This is a genomic window from Bacillus mycoides (assembly GCF_000832605.1).
In the GTDB taxonomy this organism is placed as follows: Bacteria; Bacillota; Bacilli; order Bacillales; family Bacillaceae_G; genus Bacillus_A; species Bacillus_A mycoides.
Map to the genome: position 1 here is coordinate 1,784,089 of NZ_CP009692.1, position 25,034 is coordinate 1,809,122.

General features: G+C 36.2%; 26 protein-coding genes and 1 other annotated feature. Of the genes, 21 read left to right on the forward strand and 5 right to left on the reverse strand.

The features are described 5' to 3' along the window. Positions 1 to 155: 155 nt before the first annotated feature. From rnz to sdaAA, 4 genes are all read left to right on the forward strand, one after another. Complete coding sequence (rnz, locus tag BG05_RS11200; RefSeq protein ID WP_002014952.1) at positions 156 to 1,079, forward strand: ribonuclease Z; 924 nt, start codon at positions 156 to 158, stop codon at positions 1,077 to 1,079. A gap of 552 nt (positions 1,080 to 1,631) precedes the next feature. Further along, on the forward strand, positions 1,632 to 1,778 hold the full coding sequence (locus tag BG05_RS31505) for a hypothetical protein (protein ID WP_158080567.1): 147 nt from the start codon (positions 1,632 to 1,634) through the stop codon (positions 1,776 to 1,778). A 45-nt stretch (positions 1,779 to 1,823) separates the two neighbouring features. Beyond that, positions 1,824 to 2,483, forward strand: a complete 660-nt coding sequence (sdaAB, locus tag BG05_RS11210; RefSeq protein WP_002088527.1) for an L-serine ammonia-lyase, iron-sulfur-dependent subunit beta — start codon at positions 1,824 to 1,826, stop codon at positions 2,481 to 2,483. 18 nt (positions 2,484 to 2,501) lie between these two features. Next, positions 2,502 to 3,380 (forward strand): L-serine ammonia-lyase, iron-sulfur-dependent, subunit alpha, encoded by an 879-nt coding sequence (gene sdaAA, locus BG05_RS11215; protein ID WP_002033842.1) that lies wholly within the window; start codon positions 2,502 to 2,504, stop codon positions 3,378 to 3,380. Positions 3,381 to 3,437: 57 nt separating this feature from the next. Here the strand turns inward: sdaAA and proI are convergent, their stop codons facing one another. Further along, positions 3,438 to 4,277 (reverse strand): pyrroline-5-carboxylate reductase ProI, encoded by an 840-nt coding sequence (gene proI, locus BG05_RS11220; protein WP_002066991.1) that lies wholly within the window; start codon positions 4,275 to 4,277, stop codon positions 3,438 to 3,440. 166 nt (positions 4,278 to 4,443) lie between these two features. Between proI and BG05_RS11225 the strand changes: the two genes are divergently transcribed. Together BG05_RS11225 and BG05_RS11230 are read left to right on the forward strand one after the other, a co-directional pair. Next, positions 4,444 to 5,397: an MBL fold metallo-hydrolase gene (locus BG05_RS11225; RefSeq protein WP_002014957.1), complete on the forward strand. Its 954-nt coding sequence runs from the start codon at positions 4,444 to 4,446 to the stop codon at positions 5,395 to 5,397. A 9-nt stretch (positions 5,398 to 5,406) separates the two neighbouring features. Continuing rightward, a complete protein-coding gene (locus BG05_RS11230; RefSeq protein WP_002129013.1) occupies positions 5,407 to 6,201 on the forward strand; it encodes an SDR family oxidoreductase in 795 nt (264 codons plus the stop codon). Positions 6,202 to 6,230: 29 nt separating this feature from the next. Here BG05_RS11230 and BG05_RS11235 read toward each other — a convergent pair whose 3' ends face one another. Then, positions 6,231 to 6,416 (reverse strand): YqzH family protein, encoded by a 186-nt coding sequence (locus tag BG05_RS11235; RefSeq protein WP_002014960.1) that lies wholly within the window; start codon positions 6,414 to 6,416, stop codon positions 6,231 to 6,233. 224 nt (positions 6,417 to 6,640) lie between these two features. Here BG05_RS11235 and argC point away from each other — a divergent pair, with 224 nt between their 5' ends. From argC to BG05_RS11270, 7 genes are all read left to right on the forward strand, one after another. Then, positions 6,641 to 7,678, forward strand: a complete 1,038-nt coding sequence (gene argC / locus BG05_RS11240; RefSeq protein ID WP_003191291.1) for an N-acetyl-gamma-glutamyl-phosphate reductase — start codon at positions 6,641 to 6,643, stop codon at positions 7,676 to 7,678. A 10-nt stretch (positions 7,679 to 7,688) separates the two neighbouring features. Further along, positions 7,689 to 8,912 carry a bifunctional glutamate N-acetyltransferase/amino-acid acetyltransferase ArgJ gene (gene argJ / locus BG05_RS11245; RefSeq protein ID WP_003191292.1) on the forward strand — a complete coding sequence of 408 codons (1,224 nt, stop codon included), beginning with the start codon at positions 7,689 to 7,691 and terminating at the stop codon, positions 8,910 to 8,912. 11 nt (positions 8,913 to 8,923) lie between these two features. After that, positions 8,924 to 9,691, forward strand: a complete 768-nt coding sequence (argB, locus tag BG05_RS11250; RefSeq protein WP_033731234.1) for an acetylglutamate kinase — start codon at positions 8,924 to 8,926, stop codon at positions 9,689 to 9,691. Further along, positions 9,688 to 10,848: an acetylornithine transaminase gene (locus BG05_RS11255; protein ID WP_033731231.1), complete on the forward strand. Its 1,161-nt coding sequence runs from the start codon at positions 9,688 to 9,690 to the stop codon at positions 10,846 to 10,848. The genes argB and BG05_RS11255 overlap by 4 nt, the downstream gene beginning before the upstream one ends. 12 nt (positions 10,849 to 10,860) lie before the next feature. Further along, positions 10,861 to 11,811, forward strand: a complete 951-nt coding sequence (argF, locus tag BG05_RS11260; RefSeq protein ID WP_002014968.1) for an ornithine carbamoyltransferase — start codon at positions 10,861 to 10,863, stop codon at positions 11,809 to 11,811. Between the two features lie 148 nt (positions 11,812 to 11,959). Continuing rightward, positions 11,960 to 12,511 (forward strand): DUF2062 domain-containing protein, encoded by a 552-nt coding sequence (locus BG05_RS11265; protein WP_002167705.1) that lies wholly within the window; start codon positions 11,960 to 11,962, stop codon positions 12,509 to 12,511. Positions 12,512 to 12,569: 58 nt separating this feature from the next. Then, positions 12,570 to 12,776 carry a hypothetical protein gene (locus tag BG05_RS11270; protein ID WP_002167706.1) on the forward strand — a complete coding sequence of 69 codons (207 nt, stop codon included), beginning with the start codon at positions 12,570 to 12,572 and terminating at the stop codon, positions 12,774 to 12,776. 24 nt (positions 12,777 to 12,800) lie between these two features. Here BG05_RS11270 and BG05_RS11275 read toward each other — a convergent pair whose 3' ends face one another. Further along, positions 12,801 to 13,247, reverse strand: a complete 447-nt coding sequence (locus BG05_RS11275) for a MarR family winged helix-turn-helix transcriptional regulator (protein WP_002129002.1) — start codon at positions 13,245 to 13,247, stop codon at positions 12,801 to 12,803. A 72-nt stretch (positions 13,248 to 13,319) separates the two neighbouring features. Then, complete coding sequence (locus BG05_RS11280) at positions 13,320 to 14,099, reverse strand: GDSL-type esterase/lipase family protein (protein ID WP_002129000.1); 780 nt, start codon at positions 14,097 to 14,099, stop codon at positions 13,320 to 13,322. 271 nt (positions 14,100 to 14,370) lie between these two features. Here BG05_RS11280 and cpdB point away from each other — a divergent pair, with 271 nt between their 5' ends. Beyond that, positions 14,371 to 16,656 carry a bifunctional 2',3'-cyclic-nucleotide 2'-phosphodiesterase/3'-nucleotidase gene (cpdB, locus tag BG05_RS11285; protein ID WP_003191305.1) on the forward strand — a complete coding sequence of 762 codons (2,286 nt, stop codon included), beginning with the start codon at positions 14,371 to 14,373 and terminating at the stop codon, positions 16,654 to 16,656. A gap of 49 nt (positions 16,657 to 16,705) precedes the next feature. Here the strand turns inward: cpdB and nhaC are convergent, their stop codons facing one another. Then, positions 16,706 to 18,079: a Na+/H+ antiporter NhaC gene (gene nhaC / locus BG05_RS11290; protein ID WP_002128996.1), complete on the reverse strand. Its 1,374-nt coding sequence runs from the start codon at positions 18,077 to 18,079 to the stop codon at positions 16,706 to 16,708. A gap of 277 nt (positions 18,080 to 18,356) precedes the next feature. Next, positions 18,357 to 18,576 (reverse strand) — a binding site (T-box leader). A 142-nt stretch (positions 18,577 to 18,718) separates the two neighbouring features. Here nhaC and BG05_RS11295 point away from each other — a divergent pair. From BG05_RS11295 to bioB, 7 genes are all read left to right on the forward strand, one after another. After that, positions 18,719 to 19,075, forward strand: coding sequence for a hypothetical protein (locus tag BG05_RS11295; protein WP_002128995.1), 357 nt, complete (start codon positions 18,719 to 18,721; stop codon positions 19,073 to 19,075). 77 nt (positions 19,076 to 19,152) lie between these two features. Next, positions 19,153 to 20,586: an adenosylmethionine--8-amino-7-oxononanoate transaminase gene (gene bioA, locus BG05_RS11300; RefSeq protein WP_003191307.1), complete on the forward strand. Its 1,434-nt coding sequence runs from the start codon at positions 19,153 to 19,155 to the stop codon at positions 20,584 to 20,586. Further along, a complete protein-coding gene (bioD, locus tag BG05_RS11305) occupies positions 20,586 to 21,314 on the forward strand; it encodes a dethiobiotin synthase (RefSeq protein ID WP_003191309.1) in 729 nt (242 codons plus the stop codon). Before bioA ends, bioD begins: the two co-directional genes overlap by 1 nt. Continuing rightward, the gene (gene bioF, locus BG05_RS11310) at positions 21,280 to 22,467 is read left to right on the forward strand and encodes an 8-amino-7-oxononanoate synthase (protein ID WP_002128990.1); all 1,188 of its coding nucleotides are present in this window, start codon (positions 21,280 to 21,282) and stop codon (positions 22,465 to 22,467) included. Before bioD ends, bioF begins: the two co-directional genes overlap by 35 nt. After that, positions 22,464 to 23,204 (forward strand): alpha/beta fold hydrolase, encoded by a 741-nt coding sequence (locus BG05_RS11315; protein WP_002185005.1) that lies wholly within the window; start codon positions 22,464 to 22,466, stop codon positions 23,202 to 23,204. Before bioF ends, BG05_RS11315 begins: the two co-directional genes overlap by 4 nt. After that, a complete protein-coding gene (gene bioC, locus BG05_RS11320) occupies positions 23,170 to 23,979 on the forward strand; it encodes a malonyl-ACP O-methyltransferase BioC (protein ID WP_033734236.1) in 810 nt (269 codons plus the stop codon). The genes BG05_RS11315 and bioC overlap by 35 nt, the downstream gene beginning before the upstream one ends. Before the next feature lies 1 nt (position 23,980). After that, positions 23,981 to 24,979 (forward strand): biotin synthase, encoded by a 999-nt coding sequence (gene bioB / locus BG05_RS11325; protein WP_002014986.1) that lies wholly within the window; start codon positions 23,981 to 23,983, stop codon positions 24,977 to 24,979. The last annotated feature ends 55 nt before the right edge of the window (positions 24,980 to 25,034 follow it).

The window sequence follows — 25,034 nt, forward strand, 5'->3', positions numbered from 1 at the left end:
TTTACCACAAAATACGAACGATAGCTAAATTTTTTAAGTATAATGTTCGTGTTATATAGTTGTCTAGATGATTGGTTATACAAATTCAATTTGCCATTTGAAATAACATTCCGTAAGATGAAAGATAGATTATATAAAGAGCTGGAGGAAAGAAAGTGGAATTTGTATTTTTAGGGACTGGTGCAGGTGTTCCTTCAAAAGGAAGGAATGTTTCAGCAATTGCTTTGCAGTTGTTAGAAGAAAGAGGACAGACTTGGTTATTTGACTGTGGCGAGGCGACGCAACATCAAATACTACATACGTCTGTACGTCCACGCCGCATTGAAAAAATATTTATTACGCATTTACATGGCGATCATATTTTTGGATTGCCGGGTTTATTGGGTAGCCGTTCGTTTCAAGGTGGAACAACAAAATTAACAGTGTACGGACCAAAAGGAATTAAACAATTTATTGAAGTGGCATTATTAGTAAGTACGACACATGTTAAATATCCACTTGAAATCGTTGAGATTACGGAAGAAGGTATTGTGTTTGAGGATAATGAATTTTGTGTAGAAACAAAAAGGTTATCACATGGAATTGAATGCTTCGGATATCGAATTGTAGAGAAAGATATACAGGGAGCTCTTTTAGTGGATAAGTTACTGGGAATGGGTGTGAAACCTGGTCCAGTTTTTAAACGCTTAAAAGATGGTGAAGTAGTTGAATTAGAGAATGGCACAGTGTTAGATGGAAAAGATTTTATTGGCCCGCCTCAAAAAGGAAGAGTTATTACAATTTTAGGCGATACACGATATTGCGAAGCGAGTAGAGAGCTTGCGCAAGATGCTGACGTACTTGTTCATGAAGCGACTTTTGCGGCAGAAGATGAACAACAAGCGTATGATTATTTTCATTCCACATCTAAGCAAGCTGCGAGTATTGCACTTCAGGCAAATGCAAAACGCTTAATATTGACTCATATTAGTTCTCGTTATCAAGGAGATACATATAAGGAATTATTGAAAGAGGCAAGAGAGCTATTTTCTAATACAGAAATAGCTACGGATTTAAAATCATTTCCAGTAGAAAGATAATAATGTTGTGAAAAAATGGTGACGATAGGTTGCCATTTTTTTTATTTCTAAAAAAATTAAAAATAAAACTGTTATCATTTTATTTTTATATAGGATGACACAGAAAGTTTTAATGATGTGAAGATATAGGATAAAAATACATAATACCGATTATTTAGAAAAACTGTTATATAAGTCAGACGACATACGAGTGGTACAAGTAGCGAAAATGGATTTTTATTCAGAACTTTTAAAATTCATTAAAAGTAAGCGTTTTATTAAAAACAAGCTATAATGAGGGCAGATTATAATTTATTGTAGGCTACATGCGTTTTAGCCATTTGTCATAACAAGTGAAGTTGACTAAATCGTGAGAGAGCAACATGGAAATTATAATAGGAAGGATATTACTATTATTTGTACTAAGTCTTTTTTTCCTTTTTAGCTTTAAAATATCAAAAGGTATGAAAGCAATGGGAGTTTCACTTGTTTATGCTATGCTTGTAAGGGGTTCTGTGTTAAACTTTGGATTGCTACCAGACTTTATTGTGGACTATCTTATATTATTTTTAAATGCAGGTAATGCTAAGTTTCTTATTTATTATTATAACTGGTATTATTTCAGGATATATTGCTTCACTGTTATTCAAAAACTATCCAATTCTTACAGCGGAACAAATTCGTGGTACGACTGGAACAGCAACCGATTCGGTAGCTTAATAGAATAGTAAATAATTTTTTCATAGAGGTTTAGGGGGAGTTATGATGAAGTATCGCTCAGTGTTTGATATTATTGGTCCGGTTATGATTGGTCCATCAAGTTCACATACAGCAGGCGCGGCAAGAATGGGGCAAGTTGCTCGTCAGCTGTTTCGTCATGAACCAGAGAGAGTTAGCATTTCATTATATGGTTCATTTGCAAAAACATACCGTGGTCACGGTACGGATGTAGCGCTAATCGGTGGAATACTAGGATTTGAAACAGATGATTTACGTATTCCAAGTGCGTTAGATATTGCAAAAGAACGCGGGATTGAAGTGGAATTCATTGAAGAAGATGCAAATGCTCCGCATCCAAATACAGCGAAAATTCGTCTGTATAAAGGTGAAGAGGAAATTGAAGTTGTTGCTTGCTCAATTGGTGGCGGTAAAATTGAAGTTGTAGAATTAAACGGATTCGATCTTCAATTAACAGGCACGAGTCCAGCACTACTTATTGTAAATAACGATCGCTTTGGTGCTATCGCAGCTGTAGCTTCAATCCTTGCTAAGCATGAGATTAACATAAGTACAATGAGTGTTTCTCGTAAAGAAAAAGGAAGAAGAGCGCTTATGGTCATTGAAACAGATGAATTATTAGCAGATGAAGTAATTGCGGAAATAAATGGGCAACAAAATATTTGTCAAGTAACTATTATGGATTAATTGCAGGGGGGACACACCATGTTTCGGAACGCAGCGGAACTAGTGGCGCAAGCTAAAGAGCAAAATGTAAAAATCGCAGAAATTATGATTCAATGTGAAATGCAAACAAGAAATATCTCACGTGAAGAAGTAATTGCTGGAATGGAAAAGAACTTAGTCGTGATGGAACAAGCAGTAGAACGCGGTATTCGTGGTGTAAAATCACCGACTGGTTTAACTGGCGGGGATGCTGTGAAAGTCCAAGCGTATATGCAGAGTGGAAAAGGTTTATCTGGAGATACGATTTTGGACGCAGTGAGTAAAGCTGTTGCGACAAATGAAGTAAATGCGGCGATGGGAATTATTTGTGCAACACCAACAGCAGGATCTGCTGGAACAGTGCCAGGTGTACTGTTTGCACTGCAAGAAAAATTACAGCCGACACGCGAAGAAATGATTGAATTTTTATTTACAGCAGGAGCTTTCGGTATGGTTGTTGCGAATAATGCTTGTATTTCTGGCGCGGCAGGAGGTTGCCAAGCTGAAGTAGGTTCAGCAAGTGGAATGGCAGCTGCAGCAGCAGTTGAGATGGCTGGTGGAACACAAGATCAAGCAGCTACAGCGATGGCGATTTCATTAAAGAATATGCTTGGTTTAGTATGTGATCCTGTTGCAGGGCTTGTAGAAGTACCTTGTGTAAAACGTAATGCAGCAGGAGCTGCGAATGCCATGATTTCAGCTGATTTATCATTAGCTGGTGTAACTAGTACAATTCCATGTGATGAAGTCATTGAGGCGATGTTTAGAATTGGACAAACGATGCCAGTAGCACTTCGTGAAACAGCAGAAGGTGGCCTTGCAGCAACACCGACAGGTCGTCGTTTGCAAGAAGAGATTTTTGGTAAGAGTAATAACTAAAAGCATATCATATGATTAAAGTAAAAACGGAGCTCAAATAAAGTTGAGCTCCGTTTTTTATTTTTCTTTTGCTATTTCTTCTAATGTTTTTCCAAGATCGTGTGATCGTTTCGTTGCTTGTGTAATACATGAGATTAATGCTTGTTGAAAATTATGCTCCTTTAATACTTCAATACCTGCTTCAGTTGTTCCGCCAGGAGAAGTAATTTCTTTTCGCAAAATAGAAGGGTGTTTTTCGCTTGCTTTTAGCATTTCAGCAGAACCAATCATCGTCTGAAGAATAAGAGATTTTGCAACATCTTCTTTTAAACCAATTTTTTTTGCTGCCTCTTCCAGTGCCTCTACCACGTAATAAATATAAGCTGGTCCACTTCCAGATAATGCAGTGATAGCATGCATATCTTCTTCTTCTACAACAGAGACGAGACCAATCGTTTCAAATAAAGATGTTGCAGTGCGAATATGTTCCTCCGTTGTGTGTTCTGAAGGTGAGATAGCGGTAGCGGATTTTAAAATGGCTGCAGATGTATTTGGCATTGCACGAATAATCGGAACGTCTTTTTGAAGTAGGTTTCTAATTGAATGAGTAGAAACACCTGCTAATAACGAAATAATAAGCAAGTCATTATTTATGTATTCTTTAAGAGGAATAACCGCTTCTGCGACATCTTTTGGCTTCATAGCTAGAAAAAGAATATTTGCATCAGCAAGTAATTCCTTTTTATTATGTGTACCTTTGACACCGTATTTTTTATGTAACTCCTGTAATCTTGTCTCGTTAGAACGATTACTTACAGTGACGTGTTCTCCCTTAACAACATTTGCGTTTAATAAGCCACCAATAATCGCTTCGGCAATAGAGCCTGCACCGAGAAAGGAAATGTTTTGCATAGACATGATGTGCCTCCTTTAAATTTGGTTAGAAATACTTATAAATGTACATACATTCGTTTTTTTATGGAAAAGACCTCTTTTTATCTGAAAATAATGACAAATTTATAGGGAAGTTGTAAACTGAAGAGGTATTCATTTTTGAACCGGAAAAAGACAGGGGGGGCTAAGCATGACGGCGATTCATCGAATGGAGATTCCTGTTCCATTTGCAGTTGAGACAGTGAATGTGTTTTTAGTTGAGGGAGAAACATTAACGTTAATTGATACAGGGACAAATACAGAAGAAGCAAAGAAAGCACTAGAAAGTCAATTAGGTGCATTAGGATATAAGATAGAAGATATTGAAACGGTAGTGATTACGCATCACCATGCGGATCATTGCGGACTTTTAAATACATTTTCTGAAAAAGTAAAGATTATCGGACATCCTTGGAATGAACCATGGATTACACAGAATGCTGAATTTTTAAAGAGGTATCATGAATTTTTTAAAGAGACAGCCTTGCAGTTCGGCGTTCCAGCAGTATTTCTGAATGGTGAGGCGTTATTGACGACGAAGACACTTAAATATTCTTGTAATAGATCGTTAACACATACCGTGAGAGAGGGAGATCGTATAGATTCATTACCTGGATTTACAGTGATTGAAACCCCGGGTCATGCTTCCACTCATATTTCATTATATAGAGAATCTGATGGAATATTAATTGGTGGGGATGCTCTCATTAGTCATATTTCTTCAAATCCAATATTAGAACCACCATATGAAGGGCAAACAGAAAGAGCGCATCCCTTATTGCAGTACAATCAAACGTTAAAACGTTTAAGTGAAATGAATATTTCACGGATTTTATCAGGGCATGGGGAAGATGTTCTGAATGTGAAACAACTTATTGAAACAAGATTACAAAAGCAAGAGACACGTGCTTTTAAAGTGCTTGAACTATTAAAGGAAAAGCCAATGACAGCATTTGAGGTGTGTGTAAAACTATTTCCGGTATTATATAAAGAGCAATTACCACTTACTATCTCAGAAACTGTTGGACAATTAGACTTTTTAGCATATAATCAACAGGTGATGATTGATGAATCTTCACAACAATTGATTTATTATGCAAAGTAGGTGACAGCAATGACGGGACGTTTACAAGAAAAAGTAATCGTCATTACAGGTGCTTCTAGTGGAATTGGAGAGCAAGTTGCAATGCAGGTTGCAGAGCAAGGGGCGACGCCGGTATTAATGGCTCGAACAGAAGAGAAGCTACAAGCATTAGCAGACAAAATTAAAGTAACTTATAATACGCCTTGCTATTACTATGTATTAGATGTAAGTGAAGAAACGAAAGTACAATCTGTTTTTTCAAAGGTATTACAAGAAGTAGGCCGTATTGATATATTGGTAAATAATGCTGGGTTTGGTATTTTTAAAACGTTTGAAGATGCTTCAATGGATGAAGTAAAGGATATGTTTCAAGTAAATGTATTTGGATTAGTAGCTTGTACGAAAGCGGTATTACCTAATATGGTAAAAAGGAACGAAGGACAAATTATTAATATTGCTTCATTGGCTGGAAAAATTGCAACTCCGAAGTCGAGTGCTTATGCAGCAACAAAACACGCTGTATTAGGATTTACGAATAGTTTACGTATGGAGTTATCTAACACAAATGTGTATGTAACAGCAATTAACCCAGGACCGATAGAAACGAACTTTTTTGAAATAGCCGATCAATCAGGTACATATGTGAAAAATATGGGACGTTACATGTTAAAACCAACATATGTAGCAGAACAAATCGTAAAGGCGATGCAAACGAAAAAACGTGAAGTAAACTTGCCGAAGTGGATGGGAATGGGGCCAAAGCTCTACGCATTATTCCCAGGTTTATTTGAACGCGTTGCAGGCAAATCATTAAGTAAAAAATAGGAGATTTCCATATGGAAATCTCCTATTTTTTATTTTCCAGTCACATAATCGTAAACGATATCCTCAACAGCCTCGTATACATCAATTTCAGTATTTGAATGAATTATCATTTGAATATGTTTAATTAGCATTTCCTGATCCTCTTTTGAAACAGGATTACATTGATATTGCCGAAAACTTTTTATAATCATTTTCTCAATTAATTTTTTATTCATGTTTTTCCCCGCCTATATGTATACATGTATTGTTTTATTGTACTTGAAGTGAAATGAAAATACTACTATGCACTATTTTTGCATAAAAATCCACTTGTATATATTGTTTTTATAGCAAAGTTAATATTTTCAAGTTTTTAAAAATTATAAATATTTAATTGACTTTATAATTATGCAATATTATAATCAAACTTAATTTAAAGAATAGATATGAGGAGGAGCTTATGAAAGTCGCAATTATTGGAGCAACTGGATATGGAGGTATTGAGTTAATTCGGTTATTAGAGCAACATCCATATTTTTCGATAGCATCTCTCCATTCTTTTTCACAAGTCGGTGAATTTATAACAAATGTATACCCGCATTTTCGAAATGTTCTTGTCCATACGTTACAAGAAATTGATGCGGAGAAAATAGAGAAGGAAGCTGAAATTGTATTTTTAGCAACCCCAGCGGGAGTATCGGCAGAGTTAACACCAAAATTATTGGCAGTAGGTTTAAAAGTAATTGACCTATCTGGAGACTTTCGTATGATAGATCCCTCGTCATATGAATTGTGGTATAAAAGGCCAGCTGCACAGGAAGAACTTCTTAGGAAAGCAGTATATGGATTAAGTGAATGGAAAAGGCCTGAGATCCAAAATGCAAATTTAATTGCAAACCCAGGATGTTTTGCTACAGCTGCATTATTAGCGGTAGCGCCGTTAGTACGTAGCGGCATGATTGAAGAAGCTTCGATTATTATTGATGCGAAATCAGGAGTATCTGGAGCGGGCAAAACGCCAACAACAATGACTCACTTTCCTGAGTTATACGATAACTTACACATTTATAAAGTTAATCAGCATCAGCACGTTCCTGAGATTGAGCAAATGCTTGCAGAGTGGAATCGTGAAACGAGGCCAATCACGTTTAGTACACATTTAATACCGATATCACGAGGGATTATGATTACACTTTATGCGAAAGTGAAAAAGGAAATGAAAATAGAGCAACTTCAAAAGTTGTATGAAGAAACGTATGAATACTCAGCTTTCGTTCGAGTTCGCTCGCAAGGAGAATTTCCAAGTCCGAAAGAAGTAAGGGGCTCAAATTATTGTGATATTGGGATAGCTTACGATGAAAGAACAGAAAAAGTTACGGTCGTTTCTGTTATAGACAATATGATGAAAGGTGCGGCAGGGCAAGCAGTTCAAAATGCAAATTTATTAGCGGGACTAGAAGAGACAACGGGTTTACAGCATATGCCGCTTTATCCATAAGGGGGAAATTATGATTAAAGCATCGTCTATTACAAAATTAGCAAATGGTTCAATTGTTACACCAAAAGGCTTTTTGGCAATCGGTACTGCAAATGGTCTGAAAAAGGTGAAAAAGGATATGGGTGCAATCGTTTGTGAGGTGCCAGCATCATGTGCCGCTGTGTATACAACAAATCAAATACAAGCAGCGCCGTTGCAAGTAACGAAGGATAGCATAGCAGCAGAAGGGAAATTACAAGCAATTGTTGTAAATAGCGGCAATGCAAATGCTTGTACGGGGATGAAAGGATTGCAAGATGCTTATGAGATGCGAACATTAGGAGCGGAACACTTTGGAGTAAAAGAAAAGTACGTCGCAGTCGCTTCAACAGGTGTAATTGGAGTACCTTTACCGATGGATATCATTCGAAAGGGAATTGAATCTCTTGTGCCAACAAAGGAAGTAAGTGAAGCTTATTCTTTTTATGAAGCAATTTTAACGACAGATCTTATAACGAAAGAAACTTGCTATGAGATGATAATTGATGGGAAAGCAGTGATCATTGCTGGGGTCGCAAAAGGATCAGGGATGATCAAACCGAATATGGCAACGATGCTTAGTTTTATTACAACAGACGCCAATATAGAGCATGAAGTATTGCAAACAGCATTATCACAAATTACGAATCATACGTTTAATCAAATTACGGTGGACGGAGATACTTCTACAAATGATATGGTCATCGCTATGGCAAGTGGATTATCAGAAACGAAAACGATGAATATGGAACATGAAGACTGGGAAACTTTCGTAGTTGCTTTACAAAAGGTATGTGAAGATTTAGCGAAAAAAATTGCACAAGATGGTGAAGGTGCTACGAAGTTAATAGAAGTAAACGTGTTAGGGGCTAGAACAAATGAAGAAGCAAAGAAAATTGCAAAACAAATAGTCGGTTCCAGTCTTGTGAAAACAGCGATATACGGTGAGGACCCAAATTGGGGACGAATTATTAGTAGTACTGGACAGAGTGAAGTAATTATTAACCCAAATACAATTGATATCACTCTTCAATCTATCGCCGTATTAAAAAATAGTGAGCCTCAAATGTTTTCTGAAGAGGAAATGACAAAGAAATTACAAGAACATGAAATAAAAATTGATGTGTGTTTACATTTAGGAGATGAAACGGGATCAGCTTGGGGCTGCGACTTAAGTTATGAATATGTGAAAATAAATGCTTGTTATCGTACATAAGGAGAGAGAAGATGAGTGATTATATTGTAGTTAAATGTGGCGGTAGCATGTTGAATCGATTAAATAGTGTCTTTTTTGATTGTATAAAGAAATTGCAAAATAAGTATAAGGTTGTTATTGTCCATGGCGGTGGCCCAGAAATTGATGCCAAGTTAGAAGACTCTAATATCGAGATAGAAAAGAAAGATGGATTAAGAGTAACACCAAAAGAGGTTATGGATGTTGTTCAAATGGTGCTATGCGGAAGTACGAATAAAAAATTCGTAATGAATTTACAAAAACATGATTTACTTGCGGTGGGGCTTTCAGGATGTGACGGTAATTTACTTCAAGTTCAACCTGTTGGCGAAGCGATAGGATATGTAGGAGAAGTAAGTTATGTAGAAACAGCCCTATTGAAAGGGTTGATAGATATGAATTATATTCCTGTCATTGCCCCTATTGGGATAAATGGTAATGAGGTTTATAACATAAATGCAGATACCGCTGCAGCTGGAATTGCAGCCGCACTATCCGCAAAAGAACTCATTTTTATAACGGACGTAGATGGAGTATTACACGAAGGAAGATTGGTAAAGAAAACGGATGAATATGAAATTCTTACTTTTATAGAACAAGGCGTCATTACAGGTGGAATGATTCCGAAAGTACAGGCGGCACTTACATCGTTAAAAATGGGAGTGGAAAAGGCTAGTATCGTAAATGGTACAAAGGATTTTACTGAGGTTACAGGAGAGTGTGTTGGAACTACGGTAACAAAAGGAGTGAGTATCGTATGACAAACCATCTTTTTCAAACATATGGAAGAAGAGAAATTGAATTTCTAAAGGGCAATGGGGCTAAAGTTATTGATAAAAGTGGTGAGCAATATTTAGATTTCACTTCTGGTATTGGAGTATGTAACTTAGGACATTGTCATCCTACGGTTGTAAAGGCAGTAGAAAAGCAACTTAGAAATATATGGCATATATCTAACTTATTTACGAACTCCTTACAAGAAGAGGTCGCATCATTATTAACAGAAGATACAGCATTAGATCATGTGTTTTTTTGTAATAGCGGGGCGGAGGCAAATGAAGCGGCTTTAAAGCTAGCACGTAAGCATACTGGAAAATCTCTCGTAGTAACATGTGAGCAATCTTTCCACGGGAGAACATTTGGAACGATGAGTGCAACAGGGCAAGATAAAGTGAAAGAAGGATTCGGTCCATTACTTCCGTCTTTTTTACATATACCATTTAACGACATACGAGCATTAGAGGAAGTAATGAATGAAGAAGTTGCGGCGGTAATGGTAGAAGTTATTCAAGGAGAAGGAGGAGTAATATTAGCTGATCCATCCTTTTTGAAGGAAATTGAAAAACTATGTAATCAGTACGATGCTCTTTTTATTATAGATGAAGTACAAACTGGAATAGGCAGAACAGGAACACTATTCGCTTATGAGCAAATGGGAATAGTTCCTGATATCGTTACCATCGCAAAGGCGCTTGGGAATGGTATTCCAGTTGGAGCGATGATTGGCCGAAAAGAACTAGGTTCTTCTTTTACTGCCGGGTCACACGGTTCAACTTTCGGTGGGAATTATATTGCTATGACTGCAGCGAAAGAAGTATTGCAATTCATTAAGGAGCAATCGTTTTTTAAAGAGGTACAGGAAAAGGGCGAGTACGTATTAAAGAAATTGCAAGAAGAATTACGACACGTTGAATGTGTTCAAAATATTCGTGGTAAGGGACTTATGATTGGAATCGAATGCAAGCATGAGGTTGCAAATGTCATAGAACAACTAGAAAAAGCAGGACTTCTCGTATTACAAGCAGGGCCTAATGTTATAAGACTACTACCACCACTTATTGTAACGAATGAAGAGCTAGAACAGGCAATATATATGATAAAAAGAGTGGTTTGTACAAAAAATGCATCAATAATATAAGGGGGAAATTTCATGTCAACTGTACAAGTACCGAAATTAAATACGAAAGATCTTTTAACGTTAGAAGAATTGACGCAAGAAGAAATCATTTCTTTAATTGAGTTCGCTATATATTTAAAAAAGAACAAGCAGGAGCCTTTATTACAAGGGAAAATATTAGGTCTCATTTTTGATAAACATTCAACCCGTACTCGCGTTTCTTTTGAAGCAGGAATGGTACAGCTCGGAGGACATGGAATGTTTTTAAGTGGAAAAGAGATGCAAATTGGCAGAGGAGAAACGGTGTCAGATACTGCGAAAGTACTATCTCATTATATTGATGGAATTATGATACGCACATTTTCGCATGCGGATGTAGAGGAGCTTGCAAAAGAGTCCAGTATCCCAGTTATTAACGGTTTAACTGATGATCATCATCCTTGCCAAGCATTGGCAGATTTAATGACGATATATGAAGAAGTTCATACGTTTAAAGGAGTTAAATTAGCTTATGTAGGTGATGGGAATAATGTATGTCATTCACTATTGCTAGCGAGTGCAAAAGTCGGAATGAATATGACTGTTGCAACTCCTGTAGGGTATGAGCCGAATGAAGAAATTGTTAAAAAAGCATTAGCGATTGCTGATGAAACAGGGGCTGAAATTGAAATTTTGCATAATCCTGAATTAGCGGTAAGTGGAGCAGATTTTATTTATACTGACGTTTGGATGAGTATGGGCCAAGAAGGAGAAGCAGAAAAATATACTTTATTCCAGCCTTTCCAAGTAAATAAAGAGCTTGTTATACATGCAAAGCAAACATATCGTTTCCTGCACTGCCTGCCCGCTCATCGTGAAGAAGAAGTAACTGGAGAGATTATAGATGGGCCACAGTCTATCGTTTTTGAGCAAGCTGGTAACAGGTTGCACGCGCAAAAAGCTTTATTAGTGAGTTTATTTAAAAATATAGAAGAGCCTTCCTAAAAGGGAGGTTTTTTTATATGGAAATGTCGGATGTATATTTAGTTAATTATCTCTATATCATTTATAATAAAAAGAGCAAACTAAATTTGTTTTTCATATCATGTAAGGACATACTAGATAAAAAAATATAGTTAAAGAGATGATGAATTTGAAAACAACTAAGAAAACATATTCGTTTTTTCAGCGGATGTGGAGAATATTAAAGTTTCAATATTTTAAGTTGCTTCGATCGCCAGAAGGAGCAAAGAAAGTGTCGCTAGGTTTTGCTATTGGATTTGGTTTAGAAATGTTGGTGATTTATACGGCATCGCTCGTATATTTAATATTTTATCCAATTGTAAGGTTAGCAAAGGGATCTTTTCCAGCCGCAGTCATTGGTAATATTATTGGGAAAATATCGTTTCTCCCAGTATTTTTATTTCCGTTTGCTTATGCGCTAGGAAAAATGATTTATCCATTTCATGTACAGAAAATACATCATGAACCATTTACGATATCAGATTTGTTTTCGAGCCATATTTTTACGATGTTAAAGAGCTTATTACAGAGTGAAGTATATGTATTAATTGGTATGACGATAATAGGAATTGTGTGTGGGGTAATTTCATATTTCGTTGTGCATTATTTATATGAAAAGAATCGTAAGTTACGTTTGAAGAAAAGAAAGAAACAAGTGAGAGAACCACTTGTTCAAATATAAAGAATGTCACATTCATTTTCTCCTTTGAATATGTTTAAGAAAAAGGGGGAGAGAATGAATGTATTATTATTACGTACCGCAAGTATACCCATATGTAAATTATTATCCGGTTTATGATATGAGTAGACAATACGAGTTATATCGACAACAACAATTACAGCAAATACCACAAATACCACAACAACAGCCTACGCAAGAACAAAAACCATATTTAACGACATGGCCGTATTCAAATGTATACTATGGTAATTATTACGAATCATAAAGCTGCTTCTATTTAGAAGCAGCTTTATGCGTTTGTTTTCAAAATTAAATTTTGAATGGTTTTAAGAGAATAAATGAGCTTTTCACGCTCTTCCTCAGATAATGTTTGAAAATTTTCTTTTAGTTTGCCTAAAATGAATTGCTGATACTGACTTACTAACACTTTCCCTTCAGTTGTTAGGGAAATTAAAATGACCCTTCGATCTTTTTCGCTATAATGACGCTCTATTAGCTCTTCTTGAATAAGTTTGTTTAATAGAGGGGTCATGTTAGGCCGTGAAATCGCTAGCCGCTTGCCAATTTCTGAAACTGCTAATGTACCATTTTCATGCAAAAGCAGTAACACTTGCGTATGCGATGGCGGCATATGTCTTTGAGAAGAAAACTCTCCAGGAAGCATAAATTTGCGATAAAAAAGAGGCACTAGCGAAAGAAGATGATCAACAATACGTTCCCACTCGCGTGATTCCATATAACGGCCCCCTTCCACTATCATTGTAACAAAAAAGACAAGGTATAAAAATAGAATTGTTTCATGGTAGCCTTAATATTTGTAGGATAACACTTGCTTTGTAAATGTATTGGCAATAATCGCATAACCGTTATCATTTGGGTGTACTTGGTCAAATAGTAACTCTTTTTTATCATTCGATATTAATTTGCGAATTGGTAAAACGATCGACGGTTGATGTGCTTTTGAAATAGAATAAATAGAATCATTCCAACCGTCTAAAAACATATCTGCATAACTTGCGATGGAGTCCTCTAGTTGTAAAGGGTTATAGAGTTCAGAGAGAATGAGTAAAGCATTCGGATTTTGATCTCGAACGGTCTTTACAATATTTTTTACATCCGTTTCAAAACGGGCTTTTTCTTTATTTAACATTTTAATACCATCTATAACACCTACATCACGATTTAAGCGGAATAAATTATTTCCTCCAATACTAATAGTAATGATATTTGCTTCCCTAATTTTTTGTTGAACATCTTCTGATTGAACTTTTTTTGCGAGACGATCTGTAGTAAGACCGTTTATCCCAAGGTTTTCTACTGTAATTGGTTTGTGAATTTGTGTTTCTATTTGTCTAGAAGCTAATTCGGCAAATCCCCCTTGTGTAGATCCATATCCTTTTGCAAGTGAATCACCTAATACGAGGTGATAAAAAGAGTCATTCGTTTGCTTATAAATCCAACTGGGAGCAGATGTTTTTTCTGCTTTTCCTTCAGTTTCTTTTTGTTCTATCTCATCGTTCTTTTCAAAATTAGAACAAGAAATGATTAGAAGGAGGAGACAAACAATTGTTAAGATGATTTTTTTCATAAATTCATCCTCCTTGTAATTGGTAATTGTATCATATTCAGCAGTATAAGCAATGTAAGGGCATATTATATATTTATGAAAAATTCACAATAACTTTACAGAAAATTTGTAGAAGTATGTCAAAAAATATTGACGGTATGAAAGAACTTTAGATATGATAATGTCAGATAAGGTGAAAATCATCGCTCTAATAGAAGAAAAAGGTATGTGATTAGGGACTGATAGAGATTCATTTCATTATTTTGGGGTAATTGTATAAGGGGGATCTTTTGTGAAAAAGTCAAAAAAAATGCTAGCTGGAGCAACACTTGCTATTGGCGTTATAGCACCGCAAGTGTTGCCGACAACAGCTCATGCAGAGGAAAAAGCTGGGGAGAGTACAGTTAACTTACGAATTTTAGAAACATCAGATATTCACGTTAACTTAATGAATTACGATTATTATCAAACGAAAACAGATAATAAAGTAGGTCTCGTGCAAACTGCAACACTTGTGAATAAAGCACGTGAAGAAGCGAAGAACTCTGTCTTATTTGATGATGGGGATGCATTACAAGGGACACCGCTTGGAGATTATGTAGCGAATAAAATAAATGATCCGAAGAAGCCTGTGGATCCTAGTTATACACATCCATTATATCGTGTAATGAATTTAATGAAGTATGACGTCATCTCTCTTGGGAATCATGAATTTAACTACGGTTTAGACTATTTAAACAAAGTAATTAGTAAAACAGAGTTCCCGGTTATTAACTCGAACGTCTATAAGGATGATAAAGATAATAATGAAGAGAACGACCAAAACTACTTTAAACCATATCATGTTTTTGAAAAAGAAGTAGAAGATGAATCAGGTCAAAAACAAAAAGTGAAAATTGGCGTAATGGGATTTGTTCCACCTCAAGTTATGAACTGGGATAAAGCGAATTTAGAAGGAAAAGTGAAAGCGAAAGATATTGTTGATACAGCGGAAAAGTTAGTTCCAGAAATGAAGGCGCAAGGTGCGGACGTTATTGTTGCATTAGCCCATTCAGGTGTCGATAAGAGCGGCCGTAGCCCCAAAATGGAAAATGCTTCATATTATTTGACAGAGGTTCCTGGTGTAGATGCAGTATTAATGGGACATTCACATACTGAAGTGAAGGATGTATTTAATGGTGTTCCTGTTGTAATGCCTGGTGTTTTTGGAAGTAACTTAGGTATTATTGATATGCAATTGAAAAAGGTAAACGGAAAATGGGAAGTACAAAAAGAGCAATCGAAGCCGCAACTTCGTCCGATTGCTGATAGTAAAGGGAACCCATTAGTACAATCTGATCAAAGATTAGTTAATGAAATTAAGGATGATCATCAAGCGACAATTGATTATGTGAATACAGCTGTAGGAAAAACGACAGCGCCAATTAATAGTTATTTCTCATTAGTACAAGATGATCCTTCTGTACAACTTGTGACAAATGCACAAAAATGGTATGTAGAAAAGCTATTCGCTGAAAACGGACAATATAGTAAATATAAAGGAATTCCAGTATTATCTGCAGGAGCACCATTTAAAGCGGGTGGCCGAAACGGTGCTACATATTATACGGATATTCCAGCAGGGACGTTAGCAATTAAAAACGTAGCGGATTTATATGTATATCCAAATACGTTATATGCTGTAAAAGTAAACGGGGCACAAGTAAAAGAATGGCTTGAAATGTCTGCTGGTCAGTTTAATAAAATTGATCCAGCGAAAACAGAAGAGCAGCCACTAGTAAATATAGGTTATCCTACATATAATTTTGATATTTTAGATGGTCTAAAATACGAAATTGACGTGACGCAACCAGCGAAATACGATAAAGATGGTAAAGTTGTAAATGGAAATACGAATCGTATTGTAAATATGACGTATGAAGGTAAGCCTGTAGCTGACAATCAAGAGTTCATCGTAGCTACAAATAACTATCGTGGAAGTAGCCAAACGTTCCCTGGTGTAAGTAAAGGGGAAGTTGTATACCAATCACAAGATGAAACACGTCAAATCATTGTGAAATATATGCAAGAAACACCAATTATTGATCCAGCAGCAGATCAAAACTGGACATTTAAGCCGATTGTTGCAGATAAATTAAATACAACATTTGATTCTTCACCAAATGCACAAAACCATATAAAGAAAGATGGAAAGATATCATATGTTGGACCATCTGAAAATGAATTTGCTAAATATGCAATTGATATAACGAAGAAGAATGATGATAAGGAAACTGGTGGAGAGAATCCAACGATACCGCCAACAGGTGAAGGCAATAACGGAGAAAATCCAACGACACCACCAACAGGTGAAGGCAATAATGGAAATGAACCAAAACAAGATGGAAATAATACAGGATCTGGACAAACTACAACGGATAATCAAAACTCAAAAGAAACAACAACTGTAAGTGAAAATAAAGAAGAACGTGATTTACCGAAAACAGGTACAAGTGTTGCTTCTACAATTGGAGCAGGTCTGGCGTTTGTTGGAGCGGGATTACTTATGTTATTTAGAAGAAAGAAAGCGAATAGATAGCGGAGAAATATAAAAAGGATTACCGATTAAGGTAATCCTTTTTATTATATTATGAAACTGGTACTGCTTTTTCTTTCTTCCATGAAAGGCCAAATCCAGTAAAGCCGACGATAATCGTTAAGACTGGGCAAGCTAAACAGAAGATTGCGTATGGAAGGTAATCGAATGTTGGAACGCTAAGGACGTTTGTTAAGAATACGCCACTTACACCCCATGGTACGAGCGGGTTAATAACTGTACCTGCATCTTCTAATACGCGTGATAAATTACGACGTTCTAAACCGACTTCATCGTATTTGTTAGCGAATGCTTGTCCTGTTAAAACGATTGATAAGTATTGTTCGCCAAGTAGGAAGTTTACACCAATTGCAGTTGAAGCAGTAGAAATAATTAAGCGTGTGCTATTTTTTACAAAGCTAGAGATAATATTCATCAGCTGCGCTATAATACCCATTCCTTGTAATAATCCTCCCATACAAAGAGCTAGGAAAATAAGAGCAATCGACATCATCATACTTTGTAGACCACCGCGAGATAGTAAGCTATCAATGTCTTTAATACCAGTTTTAGAAACGTAGCCGTCTTGCATAATTTTCATTAAATCAGCTAAAGAAGTGCTAGGTTTAAAAATAAAGAGAATAATAATTCCTACAACAATTCCTGCAAGCAATGTTGGAACTGCTGGAACCTTTTTAAATGCGAATAGGAACAGTAATAAAATTGGAATAAGTGTAACGATAGAAATCGTTGTGTTTTTTTCTAACGTGCTAATAAAGTTTGTGAAGTCAACGTCTCCACTAATACCGCTTCCTAAAATGAAAAATGCGATAAAAGCAATAATGAAAGCAGGAACTGTTGTCCAAAGCATGTTGCGAATATGCTCAAATAAATCTACACCCGTTACAGCAGGAGCTAAGTTTGTTGTATCAGATAAAGGAGACATTTTATCTCCAAAGAATGCGCCAGAAATAATTGCACCAGCGATTAGAGCTGGATCGTATCCGAGAGCACTACCCATACCCATAAAGGCAAGTCCTACAGTTGCGGCAGTTGTAAAGGCACTACCGATACTTGTTCCAACAATTGCACAAACTACAAAAACAGTTGGAACGAAAATTTTAGGAGATACAATCTGGAAGCCGTATACCATTAAAGTTGGAATTGTTCCAGCAGCGATCCAAACACTAATTAATACGCCTACAAGTAAGAAAATAAAAATAGATGGAATACCAGCTGAAATACTACTGATCATCCCTTTTTCCATAGTAGACCAAGAGATTTTTTTCATAAATCCAAATGCTAATAAAAGAACGATACCAAATAAAATTGGGATGTGTGGTGAAACTTCTAATTGGATAACACTAAAGCCAATACAGAAAAAGATAAATAATGTTAAAAGAACAGATTCAATTTTTGAAACCATTGTTTTTCCCTCCTAAGTAATCTAAAATAGCTCTTTTTTATATAAAATTCGCCAATATTGTATATTTCCTTCTAAAATTTAGAATTTTGTGACAAATTACCGGTAATTGTCAACATCTCAATATGATACGGAAATGATTGGATAAAAAAACGCCCCTGCATATAATTATGCAGGGACGAAGAAATCGCGGTACCACCCTAGCTTGTGAAAGGAATGTATCACAAAATAAAGGGTCATATGATATGCGCTCATAAAATAAAAACGCCCCTGCAATATATGCAGGGACGAAAAATTCGCGGTACCACCCTAAATTGTGAAACAGTTTCATTTCACCACTCTTTAGACATAACGGTCTAAACCGTCTTTCACTACTCCTCACGTTTCGTAAAAGAAGCTCCAGGGGGTAATTCATAAATCGCTCTGTACTGGTTCGCACCGACCACCAGCTCTCTGAAATCAGAAAACGAAATACTACTAAATCCTATCAACGCCGATTCATATGATGTTAGTTAAATTTTTATCATATATTCATCATACATGTCAATAAAAACATTCGATATTTTTTTAGGGAAATAAAGGAGAAATGTTTTTCATACTGTAAAAATGTGCGTTATAATGAATTTGAAAGGGGAGGAAAGAGTGAAGAAAAAAATAATTCTTTTTACCACCTTACTAGTCGTTGGCGGAAGTGCTGGAATTTACACAGCTTTTGCAGCTGAATCAGAGCAGTCGAAACAAAAGCAAATACAGCAGTCAGAAGTGAAGAAAGTGAAAGAAACTGAAGAGAAGAAATCGATGGAAAAAGCAGCTACAAAACTAGGAGTTTCTACTGAGGGGAAAACAAAAGAAGAGGTTACAAAAGAAGTAGATACCGCTAGATTTGAGCAGCGCCATGATTTGTTAATTGAGCATGCTAAGCAACTTGGAATTGATACAGAAGGAAAAAAAGATGAAGAGATTATTTTAGAAATTGGAAAGATACAACATGGAAAGTAGAACAACTTATCGTATGATAGGTTGTTCTTTTTTGAGAACTATTTGATTTAAAAATAATTGACAGTCATTTGTTTTTAATGTTAACTATATTTATAAATAAGTTAACATTAGGGGTGACAATTGTGGCTATTAATAGTAACACGAGTGAAAAATCGTTTTATACATATGAAGAATTATCGAAGAAGAATAAAGATTACGTATGGCACCCATTTACACAAATGAAAGATTATTTAGAAGAAGATCCTGTCATTATTGAACGTGGAGAGGGAAGAAAGCTATACGATGTAAATGGAAATGAATATTGGGACGGTGTTTCATCTATTTGGTTAAATGTTCATGGGCATCAAGTACCAGAACTTGATGAGGCAATTCGCGAGCAATTAAATAAAATTGCTCATTCTACTATGCTAGGACTTGCTAACGTTCCATCTATTTTATTAGCAGAAAAAATAATTGAAGTTGTACCAGAAGGTTTGAAGAAAGTATTCTATTCAGACTCTGGTTCTAGCGCCGTTGAAATTGCAATTAAGATGGCCTTTCAATATTGGCAGCATAAAGGAAAACCGAAAAAACAAAGATTTGTTACATTAAAAGAAGCATATCACGGTGATACGATAGGTGCTGTTTCAGTAGGAGCAATAGACTTGTTTCACCAAGTGTATAGTTCACTATTATTTGAGGCAATTAAAATGCCGTATCCATATACATATCGTTCTCCTTATGGAGATAATAAGGAACAAATTGTAAAGAAACATTTAGAAGAAATGGAAGAAATGCTACAAGAAAAACATGAAGAAGTAGCAGCTATTATTGTGGAGCCATTAATGCAAGGTGCTGGTGGGATGATTACAATGCCAAAAGGATACTTAAAAGGGCTTCGCGATTTATGTACAAAATACAATGTATTATTTATTACAGATGAGGTAGCGACTGGATTTGGGCGTACCGGGAAAATGTTTGCATGTGAACACGAGGATGTAACGCCAGACATTTTAACAGCCGGAAAAGGTTTAACAGGTGGTTATTTACCGGTGGCAATTACGGTAACGACAGATGAAATTTATAATGCCTTTTTAGGAGGCTATGAAGAACAAAAAACGTTTTTCCATGGTCATAGTTATACAGGGAATCCGTTAGGGTGTGCCGTAGCAATTGCAAATTTAGAACTATATGAAAAAACTAATTTAATAGAAGATGTTGCGCATAAAGCAGAATATGTAGCGGCACAATTAGAAGCTCTTAATGAATATAAGCACGTAGGAGATATTCGTCAGTGTGGGCTAATGGTTGGTATTGAACTTGTGAAGAATAAGGAAATGAAAGAATCGTTTGAATGGACAGAAAGAGTCGGTGTTCAAGTGTGTAAACGCTCAAGAGAGCTGGGCATGATTTTGCGACCACTCGGTAATACGATTGTATTTATGCCTCCTCTTGCATCTACGGTGGCTGAGATTGACGAGATGTTACGCATTTTATATAAAGCAATCTCGGATGTTACGGAGGGAGAGTAATGAGTGGTTTCTTTATAACAGCAACGGATACAGAAGTTGGCAAAACGGTAGTGACAGGAGCATTGGCAGGTATATTTCGAGAGCGTGGACATAATGTTGGTGTATATAAACCGTTGCAAAGTGGACATGTTGCATCAAATCCTGAGGGTGATGCAGCAAGATTAAAAGCATTATCGGGTGTACCGACAGAAGAAGATGAAATTTGTCCTTATTCCATTGAAGAACCACTTGCTCCGAGACTTGCCATGAAAAGAGCTGGAAGGACAGTAACGTTAAAAGAAATTACTGATCACTATAATGAACTACTAAAAAAGTTTAATAGCCTATTTGTAGAAGGGGCTGGTGGGCTTGCAGTTCCATATACAGAAGATGCTTTAGTGATTGATTTTGCAAAAGAATTACAGTTTCCTCTTATTGTAGTAGCGCGTCCTACGCTTGGGACAGTTAATCATACTATTTTAACAATTTCTTATGCAAAAGCACATGGATTAAAAGTAGCAGGTGTAATTTTATCTGGATGTAAAGGATATGAAAAAGAAAGAGTGCAAGAAAATAAAATAATGATTGAGGAGTTAAGTGGCGTGCCGGTTTTAGGGTTATTACCATTCCTTGAAGGAGAGTTTACAAAGGAAGAATTATTAGGGGCGGCAAAAGAGCATATTATGATTTCAAAATTAGAGGAGCTCATCCAAAATGAATCAAATGTGGCACACGCATCTTCAATCTAAAGTAGAACAATTAAAGGAGCAAGGGCAGTATCGTAATTTACATGTAACAGAGAAAGCGGAAGAGACATGGCTTATTCGAAATAAGAAAAAGATGCTAAATTTAGCATCGAATAATTATTTAGGATTAGCTGGAGATGAAAGGTTGAACGAAGCTGCTATTGCCTGCACGAGAAAATATGGAACTGGAGCGACAGCATCTCGTCTCGTTGTAGGAAATTATCCATTGTATGAAGAGGTTGAGAAAATTATATGCAACTGGAAAGGTACTGAAAGAGCATTAATTGTAAATAGTGGGTATACAGCAAATGTAGGTGCTATATCTGCTTTAGCTTGTCGTCACGATATGGTTTTTAGTGATAAATTAAATCACGCAAGTATTGTTGATGGAATTATATTAAGCGGAGCAGAGCATAAAAGATATCGTCATAATGATTTGGATCATTTAGAAAAGATGTTGCAAATAGCGTCACCAGAAAAGAGAAAATTAATCGTAACAGATACGATTTTTAGTATGGATGGAGATATTGCATATTTGAGAGGCTTAGTTCAGCTGAAAGAGAAATACGGGGCAATCATTATAGTTGATGAAGCACATGCAAGTGGAATATATGGAATCAGTGGAGCCGGATTATCTCATGTAGAAAAAGATATTGCTCAAAAAATTGATATACATATGGGGACGTTTAGTAAGGCTTTAGGGTGTTATGGTGCGTATTTAACGGGTGATTCCATTTATATAGAGTATTTACAAAATATGATGAGAAGCTTGATTTTTACTACAGCTTTACCACCAGGAACATTAGGGGCGATCCGAAAAGCAATTGAAATTGTGAAAGAAGATAACGAAAGAAGAGAGCGACTTATAGAGAATGGTGCATATTTCAGGACGCATTTACAAGAAGCTGGTTTTGATATTGGGAATAGCTCAACTCATATTGTACCGATTGTAGTTGGGTCAAATGAAAATACTTTACGGTTTAGTGAAAGGTTACAAGAGGTAGGTATCGCAGCCATTGCAATTCGTCCGCCGACTGTTCCGGTTGGTAGTTCTCGAGTCCGTTTTGCAGTTACGTCACAACATACAATAGCCGATTTAAAATGGGCTATTCAGCATATTATACGCATTGGTAAAGAAGAGGGGTTTTTAGTATGAAAGAGCTAAAGCTTATTTTTATTCCAGGATGGGGAATGGAAGAAGATGTTTGGACTTTGGTTCTGCCGTATTTTAAAGGATATTCTGTTCAATGTATAGATTGGCGTAACGTGAAAGAACAAAGTGAATTTGCGGGGCGAATAATAGATATAGCGCAGGATGAAAATGTAATTTTAGTTGGATGGTCACTAGGAGCGTTAGCGGCAGTACAAGCTTATAAAAAGATTAAGGCCCAAGGTATGGTACTAATTGGTGGTACCGCTAAATTTACCAATACAAGTGACTATACAAGTGGATGGAATTCCTTGCATATAGAACGTATGAAAAAGAATTTAACGAGAAAAAAAGAAGATACTTTGAAGCGTTTCTATGAAAATATGTTTACAAAAAGTGAGCTGAGGGAGAATACGAGTTTTGAAGAGATTGCGCAGAAGTTTAAAGGAGACTCGATTCAGTCTTTACAATTAGGCTTAGATTATTTAATAGAAACAGATATGAGAAATGAAGTAATAGATATGAAAGCCCCGCTGTTACTCCTTCATGGAGAGCAGGATGTAATATGTCCATTGTCTGCAGCCCATAGTATGGCGAATAATACGAATGCCAATCTAAAAGTAGTAAGTGGTGCTGGGCATGCATTATGTGTAACGAATTTTGAATATTGCGCAAATGAAATTATTCAATTTGTAGAGGGGATACGACATGATCAACAAAACGTTACTGCAAAAACGGTTTAACGGGGCGGCTGTATCCTACGATCAATATGCAAATGTACAAAAAAAGATGGCACATTCGTTACTTTCTACATTGAAGGAACGATATAGTGAAACATCATCGATACGTATTTTAGAACTTGGATGCGGGACAGGATATGTAACAGAGCAATTATCAAATTTATTTCCGAAAGCTCATATTACAGCTGTGGATTTTGCTGATGAGATGATTGCAGTCGCGAAAACTAGAAAAAGTTTGGAAAATGTGATGTTTCGATGTGAAGATATTGAACAATTAAAATTAGAAAATCCATATGATGTCATCATTTCAAATGCTACATTTCAATGGCTTAATGATTTAAAAGAGACAGTGAAAAATTTATTTAACTATTTGTCTGAAGAAGGAATATTATTATTTTCCACGTTTGGTAATACGACTTTTCAAGAATTGCATACGTCTTTTCAGCGTGCTAAGAAAGAAAAGGGGATACACAATTGTACTTCAATAGGACAACGATTCGTTTCGAAAGAACAGTTAGTGAATATATGCAAAAATCCATTAGGAAATGTACATGTTTCTGAAACGTGTTACATAGAAAGCTTTACAGAAGTTAGGGAGTTTCTACATTCTATTCGAAAAGTAGGGGCAACCAATAGTAATGAAGAGTCTTACTGTCAAAGCCCTTCACTCTTTCGTACGATGCTTCGTATATACGAAAGAGACTTCACGGGAAAAGAAGGGATAATGGCAACATATCATGCTTTATTTACGTATATAACAAAAGAGGGGAAGAGATGAAATGAAACAAGTACAAACAAAAAGGGATTGGAAAAAACTTGCATACGACGTAGTAGAAGAGAAAATGATTACGAAAGAAGATGCAATTGCAATATTAGAAGCTGATGATACAGAGGTTTTAGAAATTATGAATGCAGCTTACATCATTCGCCATCATCATTTTGGTAAGAAAGTAAAGTTGAACATGATTATAAATACGAAATCTGGATTATGTCCTGAAGATTGCGGGTATTGTTCACAGTCTATTATTTCAGAAGCACCGATTGATAAGTATGCATGGTTAACACAAGAGAAAATTGTTGAAGGAGCGCACGAAGCAATTCGTCGTAAAGCAGGTACATATTGTATTGTTGCATCTGGTCGTCGTCCGACGAATAAAGAAGTAAATCACGTTATTGGAGCAGTTAAGGAAATTCGTGAAACGACAGATTTAAAAATTTGCTGTTGTTTAGGATTTTTAAATGAAGATCAAGCAGGTCAGTTAGCAGAAGCTGGTGTGCATCGTTATAATCACAATTTAAATACGCATGCCAACAATTATGATAGCATTTGTTCAACGCATACGTATGACGATCGTGTTGATACAGTCCAAAAAGCGAAGCAAGCCGGTATTTCTCCATGCTCTGGAGCAATTTTCGGAATGGGAGAAACGATTGAACAGCGCGCTGAAATTGCATTTGAATTACAACGTTTAGATGCGGATTCTATTCCATGTAATTTCCTTGTTGCTGTAAAGGGTACTCCGCTTGAAGGACAAAAAGAATTAACACCTGTAGAATGTTTAAAAGTGCTGGCGATGATGCGTTTTGTAAATCCAACAAAAGAAATTCGTATTTCAGGTGGTCGAGAACTTAATTTACGTTCTGTACAGCCACTTGGTTTATTTGCAGCAAACTCTATCTTTGTCGGGGACTATTTAACAACAGCTGGACAAGAGCCGACTGCGGACTGGGGTATGATTGAAGATTTAGGGTTTGAGATTGAAGAATGTGCGCTATAAGATAGATGAAAAGCAAACTCTTTAAAGGGTTTGCTTTTTTTGTAAATAAAATGTA

Excerpts from the sequence above, each read along its gene's own strand:
- BG05_RS31505 (WP_158080567.1), top strand. The coding sequence starts at position 1,632 with ATGCAGGTAATGCTAAGTTTCTTATTTATTATTATAACTGGTATTATT.
- sdaAB (WP_002088527.1), top strand. The coding sequence starts at position 1,824 with ATGAAGTATCGCTCAGTGTTTGATATTATTGGTCCGGTTATGATTGGT.
- sdaAA (WP_002033842.1), top strand. The coding sequence starts at position 2,502 with ATGTTTCGGAACGCAGCGGAACTAGTGGCGCAAGCTAAAGAGCAAAAT.
- proI (WP_002066991.1), bottom strand. The coding sequence starts at position 4,277 with ATGTCTATGCAAAACATTTCCTTTCTCGGTGCAGGCTCTATTGCCGAA.
- BG05_RS11225 (WP_002014957.1), top strand. The coding sequence starts at position 4,444 with ATGACGGCGATTCATCGAATGGAGATTCCTGTTCCATTTGCAGTTGAG.
- BG05_RS11230 (WP_002129013.1), top strand. The coding sequence starts at position 5,407 with ATGACGGGACGTTTACAAGAAAAAGTAATCGTCATTACAGGTGCTTCT.
- BG05_RS11235 (WP_002014960.1), bottom strand. The coding sequence starts at position 6,416 with ATGAATAAAAAATTAATTGAGAAAATGATTATAAAAAGTTTTCGGCAA.
- argC (WP_003191291.1), top strand. The coding sequence starts at position 6,641 with ATGAAAGTCGCAATTATTGGAGCAACTGGATATGGAGGTATTGAGTTA.
- argJ (WP_003191292.1), top strand. The coding sequence starts at position 7,689 with ATGATTAAAGCATCGTCTATTACAAAATTAGCAAATGGTTCAATTGTT.
- argB (WP_033731234.1), top strand. The coding sequence starts at position 8,924 with ATGAGTGATTATATTGTAGTTAAATGTGGCGGTAGCATGTTGAATCGA.
- BG05_RS11255 (WP_033731231.1), top strand. The coding sequence starts at position 9,688 with ATGACAAACCATCTTTTTCAAACATATGGAAGAAGAGAAATTGAATTT.
- argF (WP_002014968.1), top strand. The coding sequence starts at position 10,861 with ATGTCAACTGTACAAGTACCGAAATTAAATACGAAAGATCTTTTAACG.
- BG05_RS11270 (WP_002167706.1), top strand. The coding sequence starts at position 12,570 with ATGTATTATTATTACGTACCGCAAGTATACCCATATGTAAATTATTAT.
- BG05_RS11275 (WP_002129002.1), bottom strand. The coding sequence starts at position 13,247 with ATGGAATCACGCGAGTGGGAACGTATTGTTGATCATCTTCTTTCGCTA.
- BG05_RS11280 (WP_002129000.1), bottom strand. The coding sequence starts at position 14,099 with ATGAAAAAAATCATCTTAACAATTGTTTGTCTCCTCCTTCTAATCATT.
- nhaC (WP_002128996.1), bottom strand. The coding sequence starts at position 18,079 with ATGGTTTCAAAAATTGAATCTGTTCTTTTAACATTATTTATCTTTTTC.
- bioA (WP_003191307.1), top strand. The coding sequence starts at position 19,153 with ATGTTAACTATATTTATAAATAAGTTAACATTAGGGGTGACAATTGTG.
- bioD (WP_003191309.1), top strand. The coding sequence starts at position 20,586 with ATGAGTGGTTTCTTTATAACAGCAACGGATACAGAAGTTGGCAAAACG.
- bioF (WP_002128990.1), top strand. The coding sequence starts at position 21,280 with ATGAATCAAATGTGGCACACGCATCTTCAATCTAAAGTAGAACAATTA.
- BG05_RS11315 (WP_002185005.1), top strand. The coding sequence starts at position 22,464 with ATGAAAGAGCTAAAGCTTATTTTTATTCCAGGATGGGGAATGGAAGAA.
- bioC (WP_033734236.1), top strand. The coding sequence starts at position 23,170 with ATGATCAACAAAACGTTACTGCAAAAACGGTTTAACGGGGCGGCTGTA.
- bioB (WP_002014986.1), top strand. The coding sequence starts at position 23,981 with ATGAAACAAGTACAAACAAAAAGGGATTGGAAAAAACTTGCATACGAC.